Here is a 26,367-nt window from a genome sequence, read left to right on the forward strand (position 1 = left end):
CTACTCGTCGGTAACTCGTCCCACCACAAGGGCGTCGATCGCTGCGGAATCACCTACGTGCCGCACCCTGTCCTCGGCGACGAGAATGCGCATCCTGTCGCCGATGTCCGCGACCAGATCGTCTGGGCTGTACAAGATCTTGGGATCCTGAGGACCGCCGACGCCATTCTCCAGATTGGCAGAATGGTGACCCACGATCACGAGGATTCCCTCATGTTTCAACGCCTGGACGGCAGTCGCGAGGACGTTTTCACGCTCGGTCCGCGATAAATGCAGGTAGGCGATGACAACGAGATCATAATTCCGCTCCGGTGTGAGTGTGGTCACGTCCGCGTGGGCCCACCGCACACGCTCGCGGATCGACGCGGTGGCCGTGGCGGCGATGCGGACCGCCTTGGTCAGCGCCACGCTGCTGAAGTCGACGGCGTCGACACTCCATCCGCGCGTGGCGAGCCAGAGGGCGTTGCGCCCCTCGCCGCACGCGAGATCGAGCGCCCGGCCGCGCGGCAGGGAGGTGCAGAACTCGACGACCATGTCGTTCGGCGGTGCGCCCCAGATGAGTTCGGCGCGTTCGTACTTGGCGTCCCAGGCCGCGGCGTCCACTCAGGTCCAGACCGAGTCGGGGTCGACGGACGAGCGGGCCGGACCCGCCGGCGTGGACGTGGCGGTACGCCCGAAACGCGGCGCCGGGGCGTGCTGGGTGACCGCGTCGATGTCGATGAGGCTGCCGCGTTCGGCCATGTGGCGGTGGCGTGTGGCCTCGTCGAAGGTCAGCACGGGGGTGACGCAGGCGTCCGTGCCGTCGAAGACGGCGGCCCACTCGTCGCGCGTGCGGGAGGCGAACACCTCCGTGAAGGTCGACCGCAGCGTCGGCCACTGCTCACGGTCGAGCTGGTGGGGCAAGGCCGACGGATCGAGCCCGAGTCCCTGCAGCATCGCGGCGTAGAACTGGGGTTCCAGCGCGCCGACGGCGACGTGCTTGCCGTCGGACGTCTCGTACGTGTCGTAGAACGGGGCACCGGTGTCCAGCAGGTTCGTGCCGCGCTCGTCGGACCACATGCCGATCCCGCGCCACCCCCAGATCATGTGCGACAACGCGACGGTGCCGTCGACCATGGCCGCGTCGATCACCTGGCCCTTCCCGGACCGACCGCGCTCGACCAGTGCCGCGAGAATGCCCATGACGAGGAACATCGATCCACCGCCGAAGTCGCCGACCATGTTCATCGGGGGTACCGGGCGCTCACCCTCGCGTCCGATCGCGTGCAGCACTCCGGTGACCGAGATGTAGTTGATGTCGTGTCCCGCGACCTGCGACCACGGACCCTCCTGGCCCCACCCCGTCATGCGTCCGTAGACCAGACCGGGGTTGCGCTCGGCGACGACGTCGGGTCCCAGACCCATGCGCTCGGTGACCCCCGGACGGAAGCCCTCGATGAGGACGTCGGCGCGGGAGATCAGGTCGAGCACCCGTTCCAGCTCGGCCGGATCCTTCAGGTTCGCCTCGACGATGCGGCGGTTGCGGAGCAGGGGGTCGCCCGGTGATCCCTCGGCCGGCAACGCGCCCGCACGCTGGACGCGCACGACGTCGGCGCCGAGGTCGGCCAGCAGCGTCGCGGTGTGCGGTCCGGGGCCGATGCCCGCGAGTTCCACGACCTTGATTCCGGCGAGAGGTCCACCTGCAGTAGTCATGGCGCGACCCTATCCACCGGAACCTGCCCGACGACAGGACCGGACTGTGCGGGTCGGGAGACTCAGAGGAACTCCGACGCGGCGTCGTCCACCCGCGACCGGTAGTCACCCCACCAGTCGGCGTCACCGTCCGCCAGGTTGGAGTTGCCGGGAGCCAGTCCGGCGCTGCCGTCGGCGAGTTCGCGCACGATGTCGGCGTGGCCGGCATGGCGGTGTGTCTCCGCGATCAGGTGCACCATGATGTACTCGACGGTCACGGGGTTCTTCGCCGTCCACCACGGCACCGTCCCCTCCGCTCTCGGTCCGAGGGTGCGCACCGTCTCGTCGGCATGGGCGTTCACCCGGCGGTAGAGGTCGACGAGAGAATCGCGGGACTGGTCGGGTGTGGCCCACATGTCGGCATTGAGTTCGAGTGTCGGGTCGGACCACGGGATCGGTTCGGGGAACGGTCGCCCGAACGTGGACCCGAGGTACCCCGCCTCGGTCATGGCCAGGTGTTTCACGATTCCCAGCAGGTTGGTACCGGTCGACGTGAGGGGCCGACGGATGTCGTACTCCGACGCGCCGTCGAGTTTCCACACCACCGCGTCCCGTCCTCGCTGGAGGTAGGTGAGCAGGTCCTCGGTGTCCGCCATGCCCGATAGCATTCCAAGAGTGACGTCCTCCCGCATCGGTACTCCACTTTCTCCGTCGGCCACCAAGGTGATGCTGCTGGGCTCCGGTGAGCTCGGCAAGGAAGTGATCATCGCGTTCCAGCGCCTGGGCGTCGAGGTGATCGCCGTCGACCGGTACGCGGACGCCCCCGGCCACCAGGTCGCGCACCGCGCCCACACCGTGGACATGAGTGATCCGGACGCCCTGCTCGCCGTCATCGAGTCCGAGGCGCCGCACTTCGTCGTGCCGGAGATCGAGGCCATCGCCACCGAGGCGCTCTCCGTGGTCGAGGACCGCGGGGTCACCACCGTCGTGCCGACGGCGCGCGCGACGCAGCTGACGATGAACCGCGAGGGCATCCGCAGGCTCGCGGCCGAGGAGCTGGGGTTGCCCACGTCGCCGTACGCGTTCGCCGACAGTGTGGACGAGGTTCGCGCGGCGCTCGAGCACACGGGCTTCCCGGCGGTGATCAAGCCGGTGATGTCGTCGTCGGGCAAGGGGCAGTCGGTCGTGACGAGCGACGACGACGTCCAGCGGGCCTGGGACCACGCTCAGGCCGGGGGACGAGTCGCGCTGGGCCGGGTCATCGTCGAGGGCTTCGTCGACTTCGACTACGAGATCACCCAGCTCACCGTCCGCGCGGTCGACGAGAACGGCGCCGACGAGACCTCCTTCTGCGAGCCCATCGGCCACCTCCAGAAGTCCGGCGACTACATCGAGTCGTGGCAGCCCCAGCCCATGTCGGCGGCCGCTCTGCACGCCGCACGCGAGGTCGCCCGCACGGTCACCGCGGCACTCGGCGGCCGCGGCATCTTCGGCGTCGAGCTCTTCGTCAAGGGCGACGACGTGTACTTCTCCGAGGTCAGCCCACGACCGCACGACACGGGCCTGGTCACGCTCGGCACCCAGCGGCTGTCGGAGTTCGAGCTGCACGCGCGCGCCATCCTCGGGCTTCCGGTGGACACCACGCTGCTGACACCCGGCGCGTCCGCGGTGATCTACGGCGGTCTCGACGAGGTGGGCATCGCCTTCGAGGGCGTCGAGCAGGCGCTCCGCGTCCCGGAGACCGACATCCGCCTGTTCGGCAAGCCGGAGAGCTTCGCGAAGCGCCGGATGGGCGTCGCCGTGTCGACCGGTCCGGACGTCGAGACCGCGCGGGAGCGTGCACGCGACGCCGCGAGCCGCGTGCGTCCGGTCTCGGCACGGTGACCGCCGGTGCCGAGGTCCTCGTCGGACTGGTCGTCCTGATCGGCCTGATCGGGATCGTCGTCCCGGTGCTCCCCGGTGTCGTCCTGATCTTCGCCGCGATCGGCGTCTGGGCCTTCGTCGTCGGCACCGCATCGGCGTGGACGGTGTTCGGCATCGCGACGGCGCTGCTGGTGGCATCGGGCGTCGTCAAGTACCTGTGGCCGGGCAGACGACTGAAGACGGCCGGAGTGCCCACCCGTTCCATCGTCGCGGGCGGCGTCGTCGGCATCGTCGGATTCTTCGTCGTCCCGGTCGTCGGACTCTTCCTCGGGTTCCCCCTCGGTGTGTACCTGGCGGAACTTCCTCGTGCCCGCACGTCGGGATCCGCCTGGCAGTCGACGGTCCACGCCACCAAGGCGGTGGGCCTGTCGATCCTCGTCGAGCTGTTCGGTGGTCTGCTCGCGGCCGGCGTGTGGGTCGTTGCCGTCATCGTGCTCTAACGCTCCCGGTACCAGGCCCTCGCGTTCCTGAACAGCACTCTCTGGAGATCGCCGCCCACTGCCTCGGTCACCAGGTCGATGTCGGAGGGGACGAAGCGTCGCGGGGAGCGCGTGCCGGGCAGATCGGTCCCGAACATCAGTGCCTCGGGGTTGACGGCATGGATCCTGCTCATCGCCTCCACCGGGTCGTGGCCGATGCGGCCGAAGCCCGCCGCCTTGACCCGTGCTCCCCTGTCGACGAGATCGAGGAGGTACGGCATGGCGTCCTCGGCCATGCCGAGGTAGTCGATGCTGATGGCCGGCAGTTTGGACAGGACCGGCTCCAGGGACAGCAACAATCCGGCGTCCGCGTAGAACTCGGCGTGCCATCCGGCGATCTCGTGCGCGCGGACGGCCTGCTCGGTGAGGGTCGACACGTCGGTGTCGCCGCGCCGCAGATTGAATCTGAGCGCTCGGACGCCCGCGTCGTCGAGCGCGATGATGTCCTCGTCCTCGGCGTCCCACGGCAGGTGGGTCACGCCCACCCATCCGTCACCGAGTTCGGTCAGCGCCGCGAGCAGAAAGCTCTGGTCGCTGCCCTGGAACGATCCGGCGATGACGGCGCCGCCCACGACCCCCAGCCCGTCGGTCTCCTCGCGATAGTCGTCGGCAGTGAACACGGGGGGTTCGTATCCGCCGTTCGACACGAGAGGGAACCGCGGATCGATGATGTGGACGTGGCTGTCGAACACGTCTGCCAGGATGCCTCATGATGTGATGAGGCGTACGTCACATTCGATCATCCGTCTCGTCGTGCGAGGAGCTACACATGAAGGCAGAGCCGACCGTGGTCCTGGAGGGCTACACCTACTTCGAGTGCCCACGGTGGCGGGAGGGTCGTGTCTGGGTCTCCGACTTCTACACCCACCAGGTGCTGTCGGCGAACGAGGACGGCAGCGACGTCCGGGTGGAGGCCGAGGTGCCGCACCAGCCGTCCGGGCTCGGGTGGCTTCCCGACGGTCGGCTCCTGGTCGTCTCGATGCGAGATCAGACCGTTCTGCGGCGCGAGGAGAACGGCGACCTCGTGGTGCACGCGGACCTGTCCGCGCACGCGACCGGCAACGCCAACGACATGCACGTGGATGCGGACGGGCGCGCCTACGTCGGCAACTTCGGATTCGATCTCATGAACATGGCGCCCATCGAGACGGCCTCCCTGCTGCGTGTCGAGCCGGACGGCAGTGTGCACGAGGACGCCACCGATCTGCACTTCCCGAACGGCATGGCCGTCACCGCAGGCGGCGATCTCCTCGTCGACGAGACGCTCGGCAACCGGATCAGCGCCTTCGCGATCGGCGACGACGGTGTCCTCGGACCGCGCCGCGACTGGGCCGTGCTCGGTCCGATGCCCGAGTCGACGGACATGGCCGAGGGCATCGGCCAGGTGGTGGTGGCGCCCGACGGTTGCGCTCTCGCGCAGGACGGCACGCTGTGGGCGGCCGACGCACTGGGGCAGCGCATCGTGCAGATTCGCGAGGGCGAGGGAGTGGTCGACGAGTTGACCTTCGACACCGGGGTGTTCGCGTGCGGATTCGGCGGCGACGACGGCCGCACCCTGTTCGTCTGCGCCGCACCCGATTTCAACGAGCACGCCCGCAAGGACGAGCGCGAGGGACGGCTGCTGTCCGTCCGGATCTGACACGCACGAAGCCCCGAGGACATCCTCGGGGCTTCGGTGCTTCAGCTGCTGGGGTCAGGCCTTGTCGGGCTCGCTGGCGCGCAGCATGTCCTCGCGCTCGACGACCTTGACGCGCTCGCGGCCCTGCGGCTCGCCGAGGCTGCGCTCGTGCGCGTCGAGGCGGTACCAGCCGTCCCACGTGGTGAACGGGACCTTCTTGTCCTCGAGGAACGCGACGACGGCGTCCTCGGACGGGTCGGTGGCACCCGCGAACGACGGGGCGTCGGCGAGGAGGTTCGCGACGGTCTCGTTGGCGTCACCCTTGGTGTGGCCGATGAGGCCGACGGGTCCGCGCTTGATCCAGCCGGTGACGTACGTGGCGTCGACGGGGGTGCCGTCGTTGTTCTTCACGCGGCCGGCCTCGTTGGGGATGGTGCCCGCGAGGTCGTCGAAGGGGAGGTCGGCGATGTTCTGCGACAGGTAGCCCACCGCGCGGTAGACGGCCTGGACGTCCCAGTCGGTGTAGTTGCCGGTGCCCTTGACGTTGCCGGTGCCGTCGAGTTCGGTGCGCTCGGTGCGCAGTCCGACGACCTTGCCGTCCTGGCCGAGCACCTCGTGCGGCGACTCGAAGAAGTGCAGGAACAGCTTGTGCGGGCGGTCGCCGGCATCGCGAATCGCCCAGTCCTGCAGCGTGTTCGCGACCATGTCGACCTGCTTGGACTCGCGGCGGGCCTTCTCCGAGCCCTCGTCGTAGTCGATGTCCTCGGGAGCGACGATGACCTCGATGTTGGGGGAGTGGTCCAGCTCGCGGAGCTCGAGCGGCGTGAACTTGGCCTGGGCGGGGCCGCGGCGGCCGAACACGTGCACCTCGACGGCCTTGTTGGCCTTCAGGCCCTCGTAGACGTTCGCGGGGATCTCGGTGGGCAGCAGCTCGTCGCCCGTCTTGGCCAGTACGCGGGCCACGTCGAGCGCGACGTTGCCGACGCCGAGGACGGCGACCTTCTCGGCGTCGAGGGGCCAGGTGCGTGGCACGTCGGGGTGACCGTCGTACCAGGAGACGAAGTCGGCGGCGCCGTAGCTGCCGTCGAGGTCGATGCCGGGGATGTTCAGCGCGCGGTCCGCGTTGGCGCCGGTGGAGAAGATGACGGCGTCGTAGAAGCGGCGCATCGTCTCGAGGTCGATGTCGGTGCCGTAGTCGATGTTGCCGAGCAGGCGGACCTGCGGCTTGTCGAGCACCTTGTGCAGCGCGGTGATGATGCCCTTGATGCGCGGGTGATCCGGTGCGACGCCGTAGCGGATCAGACCGAACGGAGCGGGCATGCGCTCGAAGAGGTCGATGCTCACGCCGGGGCCGGAGACGTTGTGGTCCGACTTCATCAACGCGTCGGCGGCGTAGATGCCGGCCGGGCCTGCACCCACGATGGCCACTCGGAGCGGGCGGGTCTGGTCAGTCATCAGCGTGGATCTACCTAACATCGTCGTCGGCCGGCCGCCCATCGAGCTCGGAGCGGGCGTCGTGGCCGCAGGGAGGCGGACACCCCAGCATAAGTGACGAGGCGGCGCCTCCGGTGCGCCAGGTGGCCGTGACGTGTGCACAGAGAACTGGGTGAACATCGGGATTCCCCCGAGTGATGCGGCCCACAGTCGGGCATGGATCGCGGACCCCTCGGGCTTGAGTCAGAGGACAGCTCGACAGTCAGCACCTTCGAAAGGCCGATCGACGTGACCGAACTCAGTCCCGAATCACCCCTGCTCCAGCCGCTCGAACTCGGCGACATCCACGCCCGCAACCGTGTCTTCATGGCGCCGCTCACGCGCAGCCGCAGTGGTGACGACGGTGTGCCCGGTGACCTCGTCGTCGAGTACTACCGCCAACGTGCGGGTGCCGGCCTCATCGTGTCCGAGGGAACGCAGCCTTCCGCCGTCGGCAAGGGCTACACCAACACCCCGGGCCTGCACACCGACGAGCAGCAGGCCGGCTGGGCGAAGATCGCGGACGCGGTGCACGGTGAGGGCGGCAAGATCGTCGTCCAGCTGATGCACGCGGGTCGGGTGTCCCACCCCGACAACTCGGGCCTGGAGGCCATCGCACCGTCCGCCATCGCGCCCGGTATCGAGATGTTCACCAAGGGTGGGTCGAAGGAGATCCCCGCGCCGCGCGAGATCGCCGCGGACGAGATCGCTCGCGTGGTCGACGTGTTCGTCGACGCCTCGACCCGTGCGATCGAGGCCGGTCTCGACGGTGTCGAGCTGCACGCCGCCAACGGCTACCTGCTCCACCAGTTCCTGGCGGACGGCGCGAACCACCGCACCGACTCCTACGGCGGCAGCCCCGAGAACCGTGCGCGCCTCGTCGTGGAGGTCGTGCGCGCCGTCTCCGCCGCCATCGGCGCGGGCCGGGTCGGCATCCGCATCTCGCCCGGAGGCACCGCGAGCGGCATCACCGAGGACGACACGACGGGTGCCTACGAGGCGCTGCTGTCGCAGATCGACGGCCTCGGCCTGGCGTACCTGCACGTGCTCGTCGACGCCGAGGATCCGTTCCTGGGCAAGCTGCGTTCGGCCTGGAGCGGCCCGTTCGTGCTCAACACCGGCTTCGCCGCGATGACCACTCGCGACGAGGCCGAGAAGCTGGTGTCCGACGAGATCGCCGACGCCGTCACGGTGGGTCGGCCGTTCATCGCCAACCCCGACCTGGTGACCCGGTGGACCCACGACACCGAGCTCAACACCCCCGACGAGAGCACCTTCTACGGCGGCGGCGCCGAGGGCTACACCGATTACCCGTCGCTCGAGGGCTGAGCTGCACCGAGCTGACATGATCGGAGCATGAGCTCCGAAGAGGATCCGAGACCCACCACCGCAGCGCCCTTCATCGCGGCCGCTGCGGTGGTGGTCGTCGTGGCGGTGATCATCGCGATCCTGTCGCTGACCGGGTCGCCCGACGAGAACGTCAGCGACAACCAGCGTGTCGGGACCGCCGTCGCCGCCTACGTCGAGGCTGTGAAGTCCGGCGACACCGCCGCTGTCACCGCACTGCAGTGCCCCGGCATCACCGACGCACCGCTGGCGGATGCGGGTACGTCGGTGGATCTCGAGAACATCGAGGAGGTGCGGGTCAAGGGTGACGCCGCCGAGGCCGACGTGCGCGTCAGCCTCGACGGCAGCGAGCAGAGCCTCACGTGGAACGCGGTGCGGTCCGGTGACGACTGGCTGCTCTGCAGTCCCTGACGTGTCCTACTCGGCTGCGTCCTTGCTCGCCGTGCGTTCCGACGCCTGAGCTGCGAGGCCGCCCTGGGTGCGCAGCGGGACCTCCTTGTAGAACAGGTTGATCACGAAGGCGAGCGCCAGGACGAACCCGGCCACGACGAAGACCGAGTCCATCGCGTCGGAGAATCCGATCTGGAACGGCGCCGCCACCGCGTCGGGCAGCTTCTGGATGAAGGACGTGTCGTCCAGGATGCCCCCGGCGGCCGACCCGTTGCCCTGCACGAGCCCCTGCGCGAGGCCGGACACCGCGGGATCGGTGCTGGACGCGGCCTGACCCACCGCCTCGCGGAACACGGGAGTCTCCGCGGCGGAACGCAGAGCCGACGCGATGGCGTCGGTCACGCGCGAGAAGAGCAGGGACAGGAACACCGCGACGCCGATGGTGCCGCCGATCTGCCGGAAGAACGTGGCCGACGAGGTGGAGACGCCCATGTCCTGCGGCGGCAGTGCGTTCTGGATCGCGAGGGTCAGCGGCTGCATCAGATTGCCCAGGCCGAACCCGAAACCGAACATCGCGATCATGATCATCCACAGCGGTGTGTCGTACTCGATGAACGAGAAGGCGAACATGCAGACCGTCATGAGAGTCGTGCCGATGATGGGATACGGACGGTAGTGGCCCGTGCGGGAGATCATCTGGCCGGAGAAGATCGACGCGACCATGATGCCCAGCACCAGCGGGAGCATCTGGAACCCGGCGAGCGTCGGCGACGAGCCCTTGACCACCTGCAGGTACTGGGGGAGCAGCGTGATGCCGCCGAACATCGCCGCACCGGTGATGACCGAGAGCACGAGTCCGACGCTGAACGTCGAGTTGCGGAAGAAGCGCATCGGGATGAGTGCGTTCGTCTTCATCCTGATCTCGATGGCGATGAAGGCCGCGATGCCGAGGACGCCGATGGCGTAGCAGATCATGGCCCGCCCGGAGCCCCATCCCCACGTGCGTCCCTGCTCGGCGATGATCAGCAGCGGCACCAGTCCGACGGCCAGCGCCGCGGCGCCGCCCCAGTCGACGACCGCGCTGCCGTGTCGACGCGGCAGATTCAGCACCTTGGCGACGACGAACAGAGCGACGATGCCGATGGGCACGTTGACGAAGAACACCCAGCGCCAGCCGATGATGTTCAGGATCTCGGACTGGCCCGACAACACGCCGCCGATGACCGGACCGAGCACGCTGGACGTGCCGAACACGGCGAGGAAGTAGCCCTGGTACTTGGCCCGCTCCCGCGGCGGGACGATGTCGCCGACGATGGTCAGTGCGAGCGAGAACAGGCCGCCGGCACCGAGGCCCTGGAACGCGCGGAAGGCCGCGAGTTGGTACATCGACGTGGCGAAGCCGCACAGCGCCGATCCGATGACGAAGATCGTGATCGCGGTCAGGAAGAACTGTTTGCGCCCGTAGATGTCCGAGAGCTTCCCGTACAGCGGCGTGGAGATGGTGGCCGTGATCAGGTACGCCGTGGTGACCCACGCCTGAACGGAGAAGCCCTGCAGGTCGTCCGCGATGGTGCGGATGGACGTCGAGACGATCGTCTGGTCGAGCGCGGCCAGGAACATGCCGAGCATCAGACCGGAGATGATCGTCATGATCTGGCGATGGGTGAACTGCCCCGTGTCGCCGCTCGTGTCCGGCTGTGGTGAGCCGGCGCCCGTCGCAGGGCGCAGTGTGTCGTCCGTCATCGGCTCATCTTGCCCCCTCGAGGCCGTACGCTGCGACTATCGGACATACCGGGCCGAGCCGACCATGTGAGAAACTGGGGTCGTGAGCTACGCAGGAGACATCACGCCCGAGCAGGCCTGGGAACTTCTCAGCACCGATCCGGAGGCCTCGCTCGTCGACGTCCGCACCCACGCCGAGTGGAGCTACGTGGGTGTCCCGGACATCTCGTCGCTGGACAAGCCGACGGCCTTCGTCGAGTGGGTCGCCTACCCGGACGGCGCGAAGAACGAGAACTTCGTCGACGAGGTCCGTGCCGCCGGGGTCGACAAGGGCCCTGTGGTCTTCCTGTGTCGCTCCGGTCAGCGGTCCATCGGTGCCGCCGAGGCCGCGACCGCTGCGGGGCTCGGACCCGCCTACAACGTGCTCGACGGCTTCGAGGGCGCGACCGACGCCGAGGGACACCGCGGCAGTGCCGGGTGGCGCGCCGTCGGACTGCCCTGGCGGCAGAAGTGATCCCCACCGGCGGCGGGTTCTCCAAGCCCCTGCCCGACGGGGTCGGGCAGGGAACTCTCGGTGTCCGCGGCGGTCTGAACCGCTCGGGGTTCGAGGAGAACGCCGAGGCCCTCTATCTCAGTTCGGGTTTCGTGTACGAGAGTGCCGAGGCCGCCGAGCAGGCGTTCACCGGCGACATCGACCACTTCGTCTACTCGCGCTACGGCAACCCGACCGTCACCATGTTCGAGGAGCGGCTGCGGTTGCTCGACGGCGCCGAGGCGGCCTTCGGCACCTCGAGCGGGATGTCCGCGGTCTTCACCGGGCTCGGAGCGCTGCTGAAGGCCGGCGACCGACTCGTCGCGGCGCGGAGCCTGTTCGGCTCGTGCTTCGTCGTGTGCAACGAGATCCTGCCGCGTTGGGGAGTCGAGACCGTCTTCGTCGACGGCGACGACCTCGACCAGTGGGAACAGGCGCTCGCCGTGCCCACCACCGCGGTGTTCTTCGAGACGCCGTCCAACCCGATGCAGTCGCTCGTCGACGTCCGGCGCGTGACCGAGATGGCGCACGCGGCCGGTGCGAAGGTGGTGCTCGACAACGTCTTCGCGACGCCCGTGCTGCAGCGCAGCTTCGACCTCGGTGCCGACGTGGTGGTGTACTCGGGGACCAAGCACATCGACGGACAGGGGCGCGTGCTCGGGGGCGCCATCCTGGGATCGAAGGAGTACATCGACGGTCCGGTGCAGACGCTCATGCGCCACACCGGTCCCGCGCTGAGCCCGTTCAACGCCTGGACTCTGCTGAAGGGTCTCGAGACGATGCCGCTCCGCGTGCGGCACATGAACGCCTCGGCGCTGGCCGTCGCGGAGTTCCTCGAGGCGCAGCCGGGTATCGGATGGGTGAAGTACCCGTACCTGCCGTCGCACCCCCAGCACGATCTCGCGGTCTCGCAGATGAGCGGCGGCGGCACCGTCGTCACGTTCGAGCTCGAGGGCGGCAAGGCGCGCGCCTTCGAGTTCCTGAACAAGCTGCGCATCATCGACATCTCCAACAACCTCGGCGACGCGAAGTCGATGACGACGCACCCCGCCACCACCACCCACCGGGCCATGGGTCCGGAAGGCCGTGCAGCCGTGGGCATCACGGACGGAGTCGTGCGCATCTCCGTGGGCCTGGAGGACCTCGAGGACCTGCTCGGCGATCTGGCGGGAGCGCTCGCCCGGTAGAACCGAGTGCATCAACGGCCGGCTTCGGTGCGCTGAGCCGCGGTATCCGCGGCTCAGCGCACCGGATCGACGTCAGAGGCCGAAGGGCCTGAGCACCGTCGCGAACTTCGCTGTCGTCTCCTCCAGCTCGGCGCTCGCGTCCGAGGCGGCGACGATGCCGCCACCCGCGGTCGCGACCCCGCTGAGGCCGTCGGCGGCGATGTCCAGGCAGCGGATGGCCACCATCCACTCACCGTCGCCCGACGCGTCGCACCACCCCACCATGCCGGCGTAGAAGTCGCGGTTGCGTCCGGACTCCAGCAGATCGATGGTCTGGAGCGCCAGGTCGGTGGGGCTGCCCGCGACCGCGGGTGTCGGGTGCAGTGCGAGCGCGAGATCCAGTGCCGTGGTGGCGGGGTCGGCCAGTGTCGCGGTGATCGGGGTCGCCAGATGCCATACGGCCGGCGTGCTGGTCAGCGTCGGCCCGTCGGGGACGGACACCTCCGAGCACAGTGGCGCCAGGGCCTCGGCGATGGCGTCGACGACGAAGCGGTGCTCGGCCAGGTTCTTGGCGCTGGCGAGCAGGTCGGCGCCCGCCTGCTCGTCCGCCACCGGATCCTGTTGTCGTGCGGCAGTTCCGGCGAACGGTCGGCAGATCAATTGGGTTCCGGTGCGCCGCACGAGGAGTTCCGGGCTCGAGCCCACCAGGTGGCGGCCGAAGTACGGACCACCCGCCGCGGTGAGATCGACGGCGAAACCGTTGTGCATCGGATTCGCCTCGATGAGCGTGTCCGCGAACGCCGTCGGGGACAGCGGGGCATCGAACACCAGCGTGATCGACCGCGCGAGAACCACTTTTCGTAGTGCGGATCCGGGATGGTTCAGCACCGTCAGGGCACGCTGCACCCGCGCGACGTGTTTGTCGGGTGGCGGGTTCTGGGAGGCGATCACAGCTCCGGGCAGGGTGCTCTGCTCCGGTGTCCGCGGCTCGTCGCGACGGTCGAACGTCGACGGTTCGACGAGTGCACACCGCGTGGACGCATCGAACCCGATGGCCCCCACGAGAACCCGCGCCGACCCGTCCTCGAGAGCCTCGCGCGCGTCGTCGATGTGATCGAACGCCTGCCGGGTGCCCGTCGCCTCGACGCTGCGGTCGGGCCGGGAGTAGACGAATCTCATCCGAACGGGTTCGCGGTGTGCCCGATGAGGTCGGCGACCGACTCGATGACACGGGTGGGGCGGAACGGGAACATCTCGACGCTGGCGGGGGTCGAGATACCGGTGAGCACGAGGATGGTCTGGAGACCGGCTTCGAGCCCGGACACGATGTCGGTGTCCATGCGGTCACCGATCATCAGCGTGTTCTCCGAGTGCGCGCCGATGGCCCGCAGAGCGGACCGCATCATCAACGCGTTCGGTTTGCCCACGTAGTACGGCTCACGTCCGGTCGCGCGCGTGATGAGCGCGGCGACGGATCCGGTGGCGGGCAGCGATCCCTCGCGTGACGGGCCGGTGGCGTCGGGATTGGTGGCGATGAAACGGGCTCCGCGTTCGACCAGCCGAATGGCGGTGGTGATGGCCTCGAAGGAGTACGTGCGGGTCTCGCCGAGCACCACGTAGTCGGGATCGATGTCCGTGATGATGTAGCCGATGTCGTGCAGGGCCGTCGTCAGGCCGGACTCTCCGACCACGTAGGCGGTACCGTTCGGCCGCTGGTTCCCCAGGAAGGTGGCGGTGGCGAGTGCCGACGTCCAGATCGACTCCTCGGGGATCTCGAGGCCGGTCCGTCGCAGGCGTGCCTGCAGGTCGCGACGGGTGCGGATCGAGTTGTTCGTCAGGACGATGAACGGGGTGTTCGTGTCCTGGAGTTCCTTCAGGAAGCGGTCCGCTCCGGGGACGAGGTGCTCCTCGTGCACCAGGACACCGTCCATGTCCATCAGGTACGTCCACGGGGGTGTCCCCGTCGTGGACGGAGCATCGTCAGGTCGCACGGCGTCGTCAGGACTCACTCTGTCGGGGCTCACGACACCATTCTGCCCCTCCGGAATCGTCGCGAGTACAACGCGCCGCGGCGTCGGAGCCGACCCTTACAGTGGCCTGGTGCAGTGCGACGACCGAGTTCCGGTGATCCCGACCCTCCCCGACGCGCATCCGCTGGACGATCCCATCCGATCGTCCCTCGTCGGCGCCCACTCCCGGTTCGCTGAATGGCGGGGCCGGATCGCGCGTTACCACCCCGAGGTGGCCGGGTTCTTCGGTCACCCCGAGGACATGACGGCGGAGGACTGGGCGGATCTCGGCGCCCTGCTCCCGGTGGGTGAGCAGGCTGCACTGCGGGGCGACGGCATCACCCCGCCCGCCGGGTGGCGTGTTCTCGACCGCATCGGGCTGCTGCAGTTCGACGGATCCGCGCTGGTGGTGGAGCCGGAACCGGCCGCGCAGGTGCTCACCGCCGACGACGTGCCGGAGATGCTCGATCTCGTGCACCGCACCCGGCCGGGACCGTTCCGCTCGCGGACCGTCGAGATGGGCACGTACCTGGGCGTCCGGGACGGGTCGCGGCTCGTCGCCATGGCCGGGGAGCGCATGCATCCCGACGGCTGGACCGAGATCAGCGCCGTGTGCACCGACCCCGAGTACCGAGGGCAGGGCCTGGCGACCCGCCTCATCCGCGCTGTCGGGTACGGCATCCGGGAGCGGGGCGAGATGCCGTTCCTGCACACGAGTGTGACCAACACCCGCGCCGTCGCGCTCTACGACACCCTCGGATTCGTGCTCCGCCGACAGACCACCCTGACGATCGCCGAGGTCGCCTGATGGTCGACATCCGCATTCTCGAGTTGCGGTCGGATCTGCTGGAATCGCAGCGCGTCTTCCGTGCCGCGATGGTGGGACTGCCCACGCAGCAGGTCACCGAGGACGAGATCGCGAGTCTGCGCGAGCCCGGTCGGACCTACGGCGCCTTCGACGGCGATCGACTCGTCGGGACCACCGATTCGGCCCGCGGAACCCTGACGCTGCCGGGCGGTGCTCGGGTTTCCCACCTGGCCGTCACCCACGTCGGGGTGTTGCCGACCCACACCCGCCGCGGTGTGGTGTCCGCTCTGCTGCGACGCCAGCTGCGGGACGCGCGCGATGCCGGGGACGTCGTCGCCTCGCTCCGTGCGTCTGAGGCTGTCATCTACGGCCGCTACGGCTACGGCGTCGCCACCTCGTCCGTGTCCGCCGAGGTCGTCACCGCGCGTGCGTCGGTGCGGGACGAGGCCGTGTCCAGCGGCACCGTCCGCCTCGTCGACGACGGGGACGTGTTCGACGTGCAGGCCGGGATCGTCGCGTCGCACCCGTCGAGTCGACCGGGCACCATCACCCGACTGCCCGTCTGGTGGAACGCGTCGAGGCTGCGCGGGCGGACCGACACCGATCCGGTGTGGAACGCGGTGCACTCCACCGGCGGGGTCGACGACGGATACGTCCGGTACCGCCCGCGCGACCCGCGGACGTGGTGGTCCGGGAACGACCGTCGGGTGGTCGTCGAGGACCTCCATGCGCCCGACGACGCGGTGTTCGCCGACCTGGTCCGCTTCCTCCTGCGACTCGACCTCGTCGACCGCATCACGTTTCCCGCACTGCCCGTCGACACCGTGCTGCCACTGCTGATGCACGATCGCCGATCCGTACGGCTCGATCGCACCGAGGACGAGACCTGGCTGCGCATCCTCGACGTGTCCGCGGCACTGTCCGCGCGCACGTACGGGCCCGGGGACGCTGTGACCATCGCCGTGCAGGACCCGGACCTGCCGGAGAACGCCGGGACCTACGCCGTCGCACCGGACGGCATGCGGGTGGTCGACGCGGCGCCGGATCTGACGGTGCACGTCCGAGATCTGGCGTCGGTGCTGCTCGGCGGGACGTCGTGGTCCGCTCTGGTGACCGCGGGCCTGGCGCAGGGCGACCCCGCGGCGGCCGATGCTCTGTTCCGGACCGCGTCGGCGCCCTTCGCCGGCGTCGGTTTCTGACGCACATTCCCCTCCGATCTCTGCGATTCCAACCCGTGTGTCGGGTGCGGATCCCTCCTAACCTCGGGTGTCCGGGGGCGATACGAGGGAGCGCACGATGACCAGGACGGTGACACTCGGCTTCGACGTCGGGGTCGGTTCGGCCGACGGACGAGCCGTGGCCGCCACGGTGACCGCGGCCGAGAACGCAGGATTCGGCTACGTCACGTTCGACGACGGCGATCTGGCGACGGGTGGCGTCGACGCCGTCACACGCGCGGCCTTCGTCGCCGCGACCACCAGCACGGTGGGCCTCGTCGCCACCGCCAGCACCACCTACGCGGAGCCGTTCCATCAGTCGTCGCAGCTCGCGTCGTTGGACTACGCGTCCCGCGGCCGGGCGGGATGGGTGGCGGCCCGGTCGCTGACACCCGACGTCGCCGCAGCATGGGGCCGTGAGGTCGTTTCGACCGACGTCGATCTGGGGCGCGAGCAGCGTGATTCGGTGACGGTGGCGCGCGGGCTGTGGGACTCGTGGGAGGACGACGCGGTGATCCGCGACTTTCCGACGGGGCGGTTCCTGGACCAGCAGAAGCTGCACTACGTCGACTTCGTCGGAGAGAAGTACTCGGTGAAGGGCCCCGCGATCGTGCCTCGGCCGCCGCAGGGACAGGTCGTGGTGTTCGGCCGATTCGGCGAGATCGACACAGATCTGCTCGACGTCGTCCTCGTGGAGAACGAGGCGGACGCGCGCGCGGTGTCCGGGGTGCACGTCGTTCTCGACGTCGAGGCCCCCGGTGATCCGGCGGCCGCGGCGGCTCTCGTCGAGCGCATCGCTGCCCTCGACGATGCGATCGGCGGAATCAGGCTGCGGCCCGCGTTGATCGACGACGATCTCCGCGTGGCCGCGCGGTATCTGCTTCCACAGCTGTTCGAGCGGGACCTGGCCCATCGGCCGGTCCCGGCCACGACGCTGCGTTCCACTCTGGGCCTGGCCCGCCCGGTCAACCGATTCGAGGCTGCGCGATGACCGCTCTCTTCCGTCCCGACGCCACCGTCCACCTGGGTGTCTTCTTCCAGGGCGTCAACCACACGACGATCTGGTCGGACCCGGCCAGTGGCTCGCAGATCGACTTCGAGACGTTCCGTCGGCTGATCACGACCGCCGAGCGCGGACTGTTCGACGCCTTCTTCCTCGGTGAGGGGCTCCGACTGCGCGAGCAGGGCGGCAAGATCCTCGACCTGGACATCGCCGGTCGTCCCGACGCCATCACACAGTTGGCGGCGCTCGCCGGCATCACCACGAACATCGGACTGGTGGCCACCCAGAACACCACCTACAACGAACCGGTGGACCTCGCGCGTCGACTGTCGGGACTGGACGTGCTGTCCGGTGGTCGCGCCGGCTGGAACGTCGTCACGACCGACAACGCGTGGACCGGCGAGAACTTCCGCCGCGGCGGCTACCTCGACCACGCGGACCGCTACGTGCGCGCCGGAGAGTTCCTCGACGCCGCCAGAGCCCTGTGGAACGCAGGAGGCACGCCCGACTCCGTGCGCATCCAGTCCTCGCAGTTCGACATCGCCTCTGCTGCACCGATTCCCCGCAGTCCGCAGGACCACCCGGTGATCTTCCAGGCGGGAGATTCCAGCACCGGTCGCGACTTCGCCGCCCAGCACGCCGACGTGATCTTCTCCGCGCACGGCACCCACTTCGACGACGCACTCGACTTCGCGAACGACATCCGCGCGCGACTCGTGGCCCGAGGGAGACCGGACGACGACATCAAGATCCTGCCCGGCACCCAGATCGTCCTCGCGGACCACGAGCGGGACGTGGACGAGAAGGTGCGCTGGGTCAAGGAGGGTCAGTTCACCGGCCCGACGACGCTGTCGATCGCCGGCCAGGTGTGGGGGCGCGATCTGTCCGATCGTGATCCCGACGGACCACTCCCCACCGAGGATCCGATCGTCAGTGGCGTCGTCGGTGCTCGTGGCTCGGCGTTCAACGGCATCGACGTGGATGCACGCGTGCGGGAATGGCGGTCGCTCGCCGAGGCGAAGAACCTGTCGCTGCGGCAGGTCGTCATCGAGACGTCGGCGCGTACCGGATTCGCGGGTACGCCGAGCCAGGTCGCGGACGAGCTCACCCGGTGGGTCCGCGGAGGGGCGAGCGACGGCTTCAACATCACGCCGTACCTCGTGCCGAGCGGGCTCGACGACATCGTCGACAAGCTGGTTCCCGAACTGCAGGAACGTGGTTCGTACCCAGCCGCCTACGAGGGGTCGACCTTGCGGGAGCACCTCGGACTACGTCGACCCCGCATCGGCGAGTGAGATTCCACTGGTTCCTCCCCACCGGGGGTGACGACGAGAGGCTCGGTGCGCACTCGCACGGAGTCTCGATCGGCGGCGCGTCCACGGCGGGATCCGGCGACGGACACCGGGAGGCGACGCTCGAGTACCTGACCGAATTGGCCGTGACCGTCGAGGAACTCGGTTTCGAGGCAGTGCTCACTCCGACGGGCGGACACTGCGAGGACGCGTGGTTGGTCACCGCGGCGCTGATCCCGGCGACCACTCGTCTGAAGTTCCTGGTGGCTTTCCGGCCGGGCCAGGTCTCGCCCGTGACGTCGGCGCAGATGGTCAGTACATTCCATCGACTGTCCGGTGGCCGAGTGCTCCTCAACGTGGTGGTCGGGGGCGACGACGTCGAGCAGCGGTCCTACGGCGACCGTCTGACGAAGGAGGGCCGCTACGCGCGGGCGGGTGAGTTCCTCGGCATCGCACGCGCCGTCTCCGACGGCCGGCCGGTGCGGCCGTCCGGCGACCACTACGCTGTGGACCGACCGAACGGCGGCGGTTTCGGCGGGCATCCTCCGGTGCCGCTTCCCGACGTCTATCTCGGCGGATCATCGGACGCCGCACTGGATGTCGCCGCCGAGCATGCCGACGTCTTTCTCACGTGGGGCGAGTCTCCCGAGGCGGTGGCCGAGAAGATCTCCCACGTGCGGGAGCGTGCGGCTGCCCGCGGCCGCACCCTGCGTGCCGGACTGCGGATGCACGTGATCACCCGCGAGCGCGCGAAAGATGCGTGGGCTCGAGCTGAGGACCTGATCGCCGATGTCGACGACGCGACCGTCCGGACCCGACAGGCGCAACTGGGCGCCGTCGGATCGGAAGGCCAGCGACGCATGTTGGCGGTGCACGGCGGTGATCGTCGGAACCTGGTGGTGGGCCCCAACCTGTGGGCGGGCATCGGTCCCGTCCGCGGCGGCGCCGGCACCGCGCTGCTCGGCAGCCACGACGAGGTGGTGGCCCGCATCGAGGAGTATCGCGAGGCAGGTGTCGACGAGATCATCCTGTCGGGGTACCCCCATCTCGAGGAGGCACGTCACGTCGGCGACGGTGTCCTCGGCAGAATCGCATCGTCACCGTCCGAGAAGGAGTACGCATCATGACAACATCCGTCACCACGTTCGAGCAGGACTGGGCTGCATGGCATTCCGATCGCGAGGAGTACTTCCGCGATCCGTTGGGCTGGGTCGCGCTCACAGGTCTGTACTGGTTGACCGAGACCGACGCGGCTGTGGGGGATCTGCCCGGTGTGTGGCGCGCCGACGACGACGCTCTGCACGTCACCGCGAGCACGGGCGACGGGTTGTCGGTCGACGGGGTGGTCGTGGACGGGACTGTCGCTCTGCACCCTGTCGAGGGGGCTCCCGGCCTCCTCGTGGCCGCCGGTGAGCGGCGCGTCGAGGTGATTCGCCGCACCGGCTCGGTGGCCCTGCGCGTGCACGACCCCGCGGCCCCCACCTTGGCGTCGTTCGGCGGGATCCCCACCTTCGCACCCGACGAGAAGTGGCGCGTGAGTGGCACGTTCACGCCGTACGACTCCGAGCGCACGGTCACCACCGCGGCCGTCGTCGAGGGTCTGGAGCACCACCACGCCGGGCTGGGCGTCATCGACTTCACGCTCGGGAACGCACCGCAACAGTTCGTCGCATTCCGAGGGAAGGCGGGCGGCTTCCACATCCTCTTCACCGACGAGACCAGCGGCGTGAGCACCTACCCCGCGTGCCGGTCCCTCGCGGTCGGCGATGCGGACGCCGACGGCCTGGTGACACTGGACTTCAACCGCGCGTCCAACCTGCCGTGCGCCCTCACCGACTACGCGACGTGCCCGGTGGCGCCTCCCGAGAACCGGCTGACCGTCGCGGTGGAGGCCGGCGAGAAGCTTCCGATCAGGTGACAGCGCTGCCCGTTCTCGACATGTCGACCGCGGATGTCGACGGGTTTCGTTCGGCATTGCGCGAGGCCACCCACGACCACGGCTTCTTCCACCTGACCGGTCATGGTGTCGACCCCGAGCTCGTGTCGACGGTCCTGTCGCTGGCGCGCACTTTCTTCGCGCTGCCGGCGGACGCCAAGGACGAGATCAGTCAACTGAACTCGCCCCAGTTCCGCGGCTACAGTCGGCTCGGCGGCGAGCTGACCAACGGCGCCGTCGATTGGCGAGAGCAGATCGACATCGGTCCGGAGCGCGAGGTGATTCCCGCGGCGCAGGGATACTGGAACCTGCAGGGCCCCAACCAGTGGCCGTCCGCGCTACCCGAACTGCGTCCCGCGTTCGAGGCCTGGGACGCCGCCCTGTCGGACGTCGGGCTGCGGCTGCTCCGACACTGGGCAGTCTCCCTCGGCGCGGCCGAGGACACATTCGATGCCGCCTTCGCCGAGCTCCCCGCGACGTTGATCAAGGTGGTGCGGTATCCCGGCAGCACCGAGAACCCGCAGGGGGTGGGCGCGCACAAGGACTCGGGGGTGCTGACGTTGCTTCTCGTGGAGCCGGAGTCGACCGGCTTGCAGGTGGAGCTGCGCGGCGGCGAGTGGATCGACGTACCGCCCGTGGCCGGCGCGTTCATCGTCAACGTCGGGGAACTGCTCGAGGTCGCGACGGGTGGGTACCTGCGTGCCACTCGGCATCGAGTCCTCGCGCCGACGCCCGGCACGGACCGGGTGTCCGTTCCCTACTTCCTCAGCCCCGCACTGGATGCGCGCGTGCCGATCATCGACCTTCCACCCGAGTTGGCGGCGCGGTCCCGGGGCGTCGACACCGATCCTGACAACCCCCTCTTCCGGACCTACGGCGAGAACGCGTGGAAATCGCGTACCCGTGCACACCCGGACGTGGCCGAGAAGCACCACGGGATCAGGCGCTGAGGCCGCCGCTCCTAGCATCGACGAAGATCCCCTGACGGAGAATCGGAACGCCGGCGCTCTCCCCGACCTCCGCTGCCACCGCGACATCGCCGTCGAATCCGAGGGCGATCAGCTCGCGACCGGAACTGCAGTCACGCAGTGCCGTCGACGGATCATCGGCCACCGCCGTCCAGGCTGCCTGCGCTGCGTCGGCCTCGGGAGACGGGTCGAGAAGACGCCCGACGGCGGCGAGTGCCGCGACGACTGCACCCGCTCCCCAGAAGTCCTCGATCGCGGGGCGTAGCGATCCGTCCGGCCATCTCTCGCCCGCAGCGATGATCGCCACGGAGTCGTCCGGTCCCGCGGTGCGCGCGATCCAGTGCGCGATCGCCGTCGCCGTGCGCAGGGACGCCGCTGCCAGGACGGGTGTCGCCGCCATCGCCTCGGCGATGGTCGATCCGTTGGGTGACGGAAGAACGAGCCGGGCGGGCACGTCGCGCGCGGACCGGATCGATCCGGGGGACAATGTGATGCGGCCCGGAGCCGATTGCGAGCGGCGGAACGCCACGGACGCGTCGTGACGTCGGGCGACCTCCTCGGTGTCGGCGCCCGCGTGCGGGACGACGCCGATCCCTCGGTCGAGAGCGACACTCACCGTGGTGGTGAACGACAGGACGTCCACGATCACGGCGATGTCGGCGTCCGACGCGATCGCCTCGGCTCCGCGCAGGCCCCAGTCCACCCGGGTGCGATGTCGCCGCTGACGGTGCTCGAGGTTCACGGCTGCTCGGCCAGCTCGGTGCCCCGCAGCTCGTAGGACTTCAGTGTCCAGTACGCGCCGAAGGTGATCACTGCGACCGCTTCCACCACCAGTACCGCGAGCGCGCCCTGGCGGAGGACGAGCACCAGGGCGAGCGCCGACGCCGGAGCGACGACGACCACGACCGCCACGACTCGATAGGCCCTGCGGTAACGGCGGATTCGCCGTTCGGAGTCCCGGGACGGATCCAGGGTGTCGTCCGCGCACCGCCAGACCGACACCGCGAAGCTGACGAAGAAGGCCACGGCGGCGACGGCGTGGACCGTCATACGCAGGCCGAAGTCGCTCTGCCCCGGTGGATCCGTGGGCACGAGCGCGACGACGACGAGGAAGGCGCCGGCCGCGTTCAGCAGTCTGTTCTCGAGCGGCCCGTGACCGCGGTAGCAGATCAACGCGATACCGGTCCCGGAGAGCACTCCGACGAACACGTCGCGGGCCGGGCTGTAGTAGTACTCGCTCATCGATCCGAGCACGGGAAGGTCGGGATCGAGCAGCGACCAGGCGACGAGCAGGAGAGGCAACCCGACGGCCATGATCGCCATCGCCGCGCGCAACGCGAAATACGTGCCGACGATGTGCTCGGCGAGCGGGTCGGACCAGGCGCGGAGCGGGCTCATGGGCTCGACTCTACGGCGCGCGGAGGGTGTCGGACCCTCGAGTTACCTTCTGCAGGAATCGAGGATCCGGGGGGAGATCGATGAACGACACGGTAGAGCTGCACCCACCGTCGGTGGACGAGATACGGCTGTTCACAGCGCGTTTGGGGCTGGTGGAGGACGGCGGGTCGGCGCGGGAAGGAATCGATGCCGTGACGGCCATCGAAGCCCTGAAGTGCGTGGGCGCGGCGACGCAGGCGGTAGTGACCGCCGGGGTGGCGGCGAGCGTTCGAGCCGATAGGCGTGATCGCGGGCTGCCGAGGAAGCAGTGGGATCTCGGGATCGCGTCACAGGTGGGTCTGGCACGTCGCGAGTCACACCGGCGTGGTGGCACATACCTCGGACTCGCACGGGCACTGGTGCACGAGATGCCGTACACCCTGCAGTCGATGCGCGAAGGCCGCCTGAGCGAGTACCGCGCGATGCTGCTGGTGCGGGAGACGGCGCACCTCACCGTGGCGGACCGGCGGGAGGTCGATCGCCGGTTGTGTGCCGACGCCTCGACGTTGGAAGGGAAGGGCGACAAGCAGGTGGTCGCGCTCGCGGTGGCCGCGGCGGTCGAGCTCGATGCCGCGGCCGTGGTGCGGAGGAACGCGCGTGCGGCTGCGCAGCGCCGCGTGAGCGTGCGTCCGGCTCCGGATTTCATGGGATACGCGACGGCGCTGCTGCCGATGGACAAGGCGGTGTGCGTGTACGCCACGTTGCGCCGAGACGCGGACGCGCTCGTCGCAGCCGGCCGTGCCGAGGGTCGAACACGTGATCAGGTGATGGCGGACCTGTTGTTCGAGCGCGTGACCGGGGGAGATGCAGCGGCGGGTCCCCCGGTGGCGGTGCAGCTGGTCATGTCCGACGAGTCGTTGCTCGCCGGCGGTGACGAGGCCGCGCACGTTCCCGGCTACGGCATGGTTCCCGCCGAAGTGGCCCGCCGTGCGGTGGCCGACCGCATCGACGGCGGGAGTGTCGGTGCGACCCTGCGGCGGCTCTACGCCGTCCCGTCGACGGGACAGCTCACGGCGATGGACTCGACGGCGCGTGTGTTCCCGGCGGGACTCGGTCACTACATCGACGTCCGCGACCGGGCGTGCCGCACACCGTGGTGCGATGCGCCGATCCGACACCACGACCACATACGCCCCTTCAGGTTCGGTGGCCCGACGACGGCGGAGAACGGCATGGGACTGTGCGCCGCCTGCAATGACGCGAAGGACGCGGAGGGGTGGGAGGCCCAGCGGGTCGTCGAGCACGTCGACGGCGGCCACATCGTCAGATTCCGGACGCCGACGGGCCACACCTACGACTCGGCTCCGCCGGCAGTACCGTTGCCGCTTCCCACCACGATGGTGGAGACGCAGCTGTACGAGCTGCTCGTTCAGCGTCGAGCCGGGTGAGACACAGCACGGTGGCCGGCCACGAGATCCGCGGCGATCGCGTCGTTGTGCCGGAAGAAGCCGGCGTCGATGCCGGGCCGGGCGAAGGCGCCGGACCAGGCGTGGCCCGCCACCCACATTCCCACCGCGTACCGATGGGGGTGCGCCGTGCCCGATGCGTCGATCACGCGGGACGAGCCGTCGACGGCCAGTTTGGCCGGACTCGTCGGAGACGCACTCACCTCGCGGACCTCACCGCGCTCGTGCAGCGATCGCAGCAGGGCGTCGGCGCTGCGCGAGATGGACGCGCTGGGCAGTCGGGCTTCGATGAGCGTCCGCGCTCGCACCACGTCGTGGTGCACGTGCGAGGTCGCCCGGAAGCCGTCACCGTCCGCCTCGAACCGCACCTCGGGGCCGAGGTAGCGAATGACTCCGGCGCGGCCGAGTGCGAGCAGCTGCTCCAGGCGCTCGGGCGGGGGACCGCTCGCGAGGAAGCTGAAGAAGGAATGCAGCTGTCCCTCCACCTGCGACGCGACGTCGTCCGGGCGCAGTCGCTCTGTCCGAACGAGCTCTCCCACAGTCCGATACGCCGACAGCAGGGCCGAGAACACGGCGGCGTCCGCGCTGAAGCGGGGGTCGCGCCGTCGTGCCAGGTCTGCCTCGATGTAGCGGTGCACCTGCTCTGCGGCATCGGCCGCTGAGTCGAATCGGGCGTGCCGCAGCGGTCGGTCGAGCGTGTCGATGTCGAAGTGGTCCTCGGGATCGGGGACCATTCGTTCGACCAGTTCACCGACTGCACGGGCGCCGTCACGGCCCAGGGCGGCCTCGAGTTCGATGAACGGCCCGCGGACACGGTCGGGGTGGGAGCGGAACAGCTCGTGATAGTGCGCCCACGCAAGTTCCGCGACCGCGAGAGGCCAGACCGCCGTACGGAAGTCGAGCGTCTCCGTCCCGGGAAAAGCCTCGGGTACGAAGAACCTCGGGAGAGGCGGTGCCGCATCGGCGATGGAGTACGAGATCTTGGCGTGGTACGGAACCCCGCGTCGAGATCCGGCGTACACCAGGGGTTCCCGGCCGGAGGCCGTGTACACCAGGGTGCCGTCACCGGAGCGCGAGAAGGTGCCGCCGCGTGACTCCGCGAGCAGCACCATCCAGTCGACGAAGGCGAGACCGAGGCCCGAGATCAGGACGGGTTCGGCCTCGGGGACCAGCGCCGGATCGAGGTCGGCTGTGTATCCCGGCCCGATGTACCGGAGACCGTGGGTCTCGGCATGGGCGGTGAATGCCTGGACGTCTGCCGGCGGCAGAGTGTCGGGTTGGCCCTGCGCCAGAACGACATCGGTCACCTCGAGCACGGTGCCGTCGTCGAGGATCAGACGCTGGTGGACACCCCGATCCTCGATGTCGACGACGCAGGCCCGGTGCACGTGCACTCGAACACGATCCGGCCGCGCCTTCACCGCGCTCTCGAAGACGTGAGCGAGATAGTGGGACTGCAGCGACCGGGACGCGAACGACGACGGGGTGAAACGGAGAATCTCCTCCCGCAGAGCCGGATCCGTGACGAGGGTGTCCCGGTTCGCCGTCACCCACTCCGCGAGGGTGGGACCGCCCGACCCGTCGGGCAGCATGGCCACGTCCGCCGCGACGGAGTTCATCCAGAGCAGGGGGTCCTGGTTCCGTCGCCAGATCCGCCCTGCACCCGGCGGGTGGGGGTCGACGACATGGACGTCGATCGGTTCGGTCAGCTCGTCGGCCCGGCCGACGATCCGCTCGAGGATGCCGGTCGCGCGGGGTCCTCCGCCCACGAACGCGATGCTCACGAGTACGGTCCCGCCGTGAAGCCCGCAGCGCGCCGGGAATCGTCCTCGCCCCACAGCAGTGGTTCAGAACGTTCGTTCTGCACCTCGACACCCACCACAGCCTCCTCGCGCTCGTGCAACCTCCCACGGTGCCGGGCTGCCCACCTCGGTGACAGGGTTGCGCGCACTGCGATTCGAAGGCCTCGG

Annotated in this window: 26 protein-coding genes; 15 read left to right on the forward strand and 11 right to left on the reverse strand. The window is 69.2% G+C overall.

All coding sequences use genetic code 11. The features are described from left to right. The 3 genes from BR07_RS0115335 to BR07_RS0115345 all read right to left on the reverse strand — a co-directional run bounded on the left by BR07_RS0115335 (window position 1) and on the right by BR07_RS0115345 (window position 2,327). Window positions 1–603 carry a class I SAM-dependent methyltransferase gene (locus BR07_RS0115335; RefSeq protein WP_027506201.1) on the reverse strand — a complete coding sequence of 201 codons (603 nt, stop codon included), beginning with the start codon at window positions 601–603 and terminating at the stop codon, window positions 1–3. Next, window positions 604–1,692, reverse strand: a complete 1,089-nt coding sequence (locus BR07_RS0115340; protein WP_027506202.1) for a CaiB/BaiF CoA transferase family protein — start codon at window positions 1,690–1,692, stop codon at window positions 604–606. 62 nt (window positions 1,693–1,754) lie between these two features. Next, entirely contained in the window at window positions 1,755–2,327 is a 573-nt protein-coding gene (locus tag BR07_RS0115345; RefSeq protein WP_027506203.1) for a DinB family protein, read from the reverse strand. Here BR07_RS0115345 and purT point away from each other — a divergent pair. Together purT and BR07_RS0115355 are read left to right on the forward strand one after the other, a co-directional pair. Further along, the gene (purT, locus tag BR07_RS0115350; protein WP_027506204.1) at window positions 2,326–3,555 is read left to right on the forward strand and encodes a formate-dependent phosphoribosylglycinamide formyltransferase; all 1,230 of its coding nucleotides are present in this window, start codon (window positions 2,326–2,328) and stop codon (window positions 3,553–3,555) included. The two genes, BR07_RS0115345 and purT, sit on opposite strands and share 2 nt — an antisense overlap. Further along, entirely contained in the window at window positions 3,552–4,034 is a 483-nt protein-coding gene (locus BR07_RS0115355) for a DUF456 domain-containing protein (protein WP_027506205.1), read from the forward strand. The genes purT and BR07_RS0115355 overlap by 4 nt, the downstream gene beginning before the upstream one ends. On the opposite strand, the gene BR07_RS0115360 is transcribed toward BR07_RS0115355, so the two are convergent. Further along, entirely contained in the window at window positions 4,031–4,765 is a 735-nt protein-coding gene (locus BR07_RS0115360; RefSeq protein ID WP_027506206.1) for an amidohydrolase family protein, read from the reverse strand. The genes BR07_RS0115355 and BR07_RS0115360 overlap by 4 nt on opposite strands. Before the next feature lie 77 nt (window positions 4,766–4,842). On the opposite strand from BR07_RS0115360, the gene BR07_RS0115365 reads away from it, so the two are divergent. Next, entirely contained in the window at window positions 4,843–5,712 is an 870-nt protein-coding gene (locus BR07_RS0115365) for an SMP-30/gluconolactonase/LRE family protein (protein WP_027506207.1), read from the forward strand. 54 nt (window positions 5,713–5,766) lie between these two features. Here BR07_RS0115365 and BR07_RS0115370 read toward each other — a convergent pair whose 3' ends face one another. Further along, window positions 5,767–7,146, reverse strand: a complete 1,380-nt coding sequence (locus tag BR07_RS0115370) for an FAD-dependent oxidoreductase (protein WP_027506208.1) — start codon at window positions 7,144–7,146, stop codon at window positions 5,767–5,769. A gap of 267 nt (window positions 7,147–7,413) precedes the next feature. On the opposite strand from BR07_RS0115370, the gene BR07_RS0115375 reads away from it, so the two are divergent. Next, on the forward strand, window positions 7,414–8,493 hold the full coding sequence (locus tag BR07_RS0115375; RefSeq protein WP_268788549.1) for an alkene reductase: 1,080 nt from the start codon (window positions 7,414–7,416) through the stop codon (window positions 8,491–8,493). Between the two features lie 27 nt (window positions 8,494–8,520). After that, window positions 8,521–8,922 (forward strand): Rv0361 family membrane protein, encoded by a 402-nt coding sequence (locus BR07_RS26305; RefSeq protein ID WP_051613444.1) that lies wholly within the window; start codon window positions 8,521–8,523, stop codon window positions 8,920–8,922. 6 nt (window positions 8,923–8,928) lie between these two features. Here the strand turns inward: BR07_RS26305 and BR07_RS24830 are convergent, their stop codons facing one another. Beyond that, complete coding sequence (locus BR07_RS24830; RefSeq protein ID WP_051613445.1) at window positions 8,929–10,644, reverse strand: MDR family MFS transporter; 1,716 nt, start codon at window positions 10,642–10,644, stop codon at window positions 8,929–8,931. A gap of 82 nt (window positions 10,645–10,726) precedes the next feature. On the opposite strand from BR07_RS24830, the gene BR07_RS0115390 reads away from it, so the two are divergent. Both BR07_RS0115390 and BR07_RS0115395 read left to right on the forward strand, forming a co-directional pair. Then, complete coding sequence (locus tag BR07_RS0115390) at window positions 10,727–11,137, forward strand: rhodanese-like domain-containing protein (protein WP_027506210.1); 411 nt, start codon at window positions 10,727–10,729, stop codon at window positions 11,135–11,137. Then, window positions 11,137–12,342 (forward strand): O-succinylhomoserine sulfhydrylase, encoded by a 1,206-nt coding sequence (locus BR07_RS0115395; RefSeq protein WP_027506211.1) that lies wholly within the window; start codon window positions 11,137–11,139, stop codon window positions 12,340–12,342. The genes BR07_RS0115390 and BR07_RS0115395 overlap by 1 nt, the downstream gene beginning before the upstream one ends. Before the next feature lie 72 nt (window positions 12,343–12,414). On the opposite strand, the gene BR07_RS0115400 is transcribed toward BR07_RS0115395, so the two are convergent. Further along, entirely contained in the window at window positions 12,415–13,500 is a 1,086-nt protein-coding gene (locus BR07_RS0115400) for an isochorismate synthase (RefSeq protein WP_027506212.1), read from the reverse strand. Then, complete coding sequence (locus tag BR07_RS24835; RefSeq protein ID WP_037186095.1) at window positions 13,497–14,258, reverse strand: HAD-IIA family hydrolase; 762 nt, start codon at window positions 14,256–14,258, stop codon at window positions 13,497–13,499. Before BR07_RS24835 ends, BR07_RS0115400 begins: the two co-directional genes overlap by 4 nt. 163 nt (window positions 14,259–14,421) lie before the next feature. Between BR07_RS24835 and BR07_RS0115410 the strand changes: the two genes are divergently transcribed. The 7 genes from BR07_RS0115410 to BR07_RS0115440 all read left to right on the forward strand — a co-directional run bounded on the left by BR07_RS0115410 (window position 14,422) and on the right by BR07_RS0115440 (window position 21,536). Continuing rightward, window positions 14,422–15,138: a GNAT family N-acetyltransferase gene (locus tag BR07_RS0115410; RefSeq protein ID WP_231476389.1), complete on the forward strand. Its 717-nt coding sequence runs from the start codon at window positions 14,422–14,424 to the stop codon at window positions 15,136–15,138. Then, entirely contained in the window at window positions 15,138–16,337 is a 1,200-nt protein-coding gene (locus tag BR07_RS0115415) for a GNAT family N-acetyltransferase (RefSeq protein ID WP_027506214.1), read from the forward strand. Before BR07_RS0115410 ends, BR07_RS0115415 begins: the two co-directional genes overlap by 1 nt. A gap of 97 nt (window positions 16,338–16,434) precedes the next feature. Further along, the gene (locus BR07_RS0115420) at window positions 16,435–17,346 is read left to right on the forward strand and encodes an LLM class flavin-dependent oxidoreductase (protein WP_027506215.1); all 912 of its coding nucleotides are present in this window, start codon (window positions 16,435–16,437) and stop codon (window positions 17,344–17,346) included. Further along, window positions 17,343–18,653, forward strand: coding sequence for an LLM class flavin-dependent oxidoreductase (locus BR07_RS0115425; RefSeq protein ID WP_027506216.1), 1,311 nt, complete (start codon window positions 17,343–17,345; stop codon window positions 18,651–18,653). The genes BR07_RS0115420 and BR07_RS0115425 overlap by 4 nt, the downstream gene beginning before the upstream one ends. Further along, the gene (locus BR07_RS24840; protein WP_037186097.1) at window positions 18,650–19,777 is read left to right on the forward strand and encodes an LLM class flavin-dependent oxidoreductase; all 1,128 of its coding nucleotides are present in this window, start codon (window positions 18,650–18,652) and stop codon (window positions 19,775–19,777) included. Before BR07_RS0115425 ends, BR07_RS24840 begins: the two co-directional genes overlap by 4 nt. Beyond that, window positions 19,774–20,568 carry a DUF1684 domain-containing protein gene (locus BR07_RS0115435; RefSeq protein WP_027506217.1) on the forward strand — a complete coding sequence of 265 codons (795 nt, stop codon included), beginning with the start codon at window positions 19,774–19,776 and terminating at the stop codon, window positions 20,566–20,568. Before BR07_RS24840 ends, BR07_RS0115435 begins: the two co-directional genes overlap by 4 nt. Beyond that, complete coding sequence (locus BR07_RS0115440; protein ID WP_027506218.1) at window positions 20,565–21,536, forward strand: isopenicillin N synthase family dioxygenase; 972 nt, start codon at window positions 20,565–20,567, stop codon at window positions 21,534–21,536. The genes BR07_RS0115435 and BR07_RS0115440 overlap by 4 nt, the downstream gene beginning before the upstream one ends. On the opposite strand, the gene BR07_RS0115445 is transcribed toward BR07_RS0115440, so the two are convergent. Continuing rightward, complete coding sequence (locus tag BR07_RS0115445; protein WP_027506219.1) at window positions 21,526–22,296, reverse strand: 2-phosphosulfolactate phosphatase; 771 nt, start codon at window positions 22,294–22,296, stop codon at window positions 21,526–21,528. The genes BR07_RS0115440 and BR07_RS0115445 overlap by 11 nt on opposite strands. Beyond that, on the reverse strand, window positions 22,293–22,952 hold the full coding sequence (locus tag BR07_RS0115450; RefSeq protein WP_051613446.1) for a DUF998 domain-containing protein: 660 nt from the start codon (window positions 22,950–22,952) through the stop codon (window positions 22,293–22,295). The genes BR07_RS0115445 and BR07_RS0115450 overlap by 4 nt, the downstream gene beginning before the upstream one ends. Before the next feature lie 80 nt (window positions 22,953–23,032). On the opposite strand from BR07_RS0115450, the gene BR07_RS24845 reads away from it, so the two are divergent. Beyond that, complete coding sequence (locus BR07_RS24845) at window positions 23,033–24,379, forward strand: HNH endonuclease (protein WP_037186099.1); 1,347 nt, start codon at window positions 23,033–23,035, stop codon at window positions 24,377–24,379. Here BR07_RS24845 and BR07_RS0115460 read toward each other — a convergent pair. Next, window positions 24,361–26,181, reverse strand: a complete 1,821-nt coding sequence (locus BR07_RS0115460; RefSeq protein ID WP_027506221.1) for an FAD/NAD(P)-binding protein — start codon at window positions 26,179–26,181, stop codon at window positions 24,361–24,363. The two genes, BR07_RS24845 and BR07_RS0115460, sit on opposite strands and share 19 nt — an antisense overlap. Window positions 26,182–26,367 lie beyond the last annotated feature (186 nt).

The sequence above is a fragment of the Rhodococcus sp. UNC23MFCrub1.1 genome, from assembly GCF_000686025.1.
Classification (GTDB): domain Bacteria; phylum Actinomycetota; class Actinomycetes; order Mycobacteriales; family Mycobacteriaceae; genus Rhodococcoides.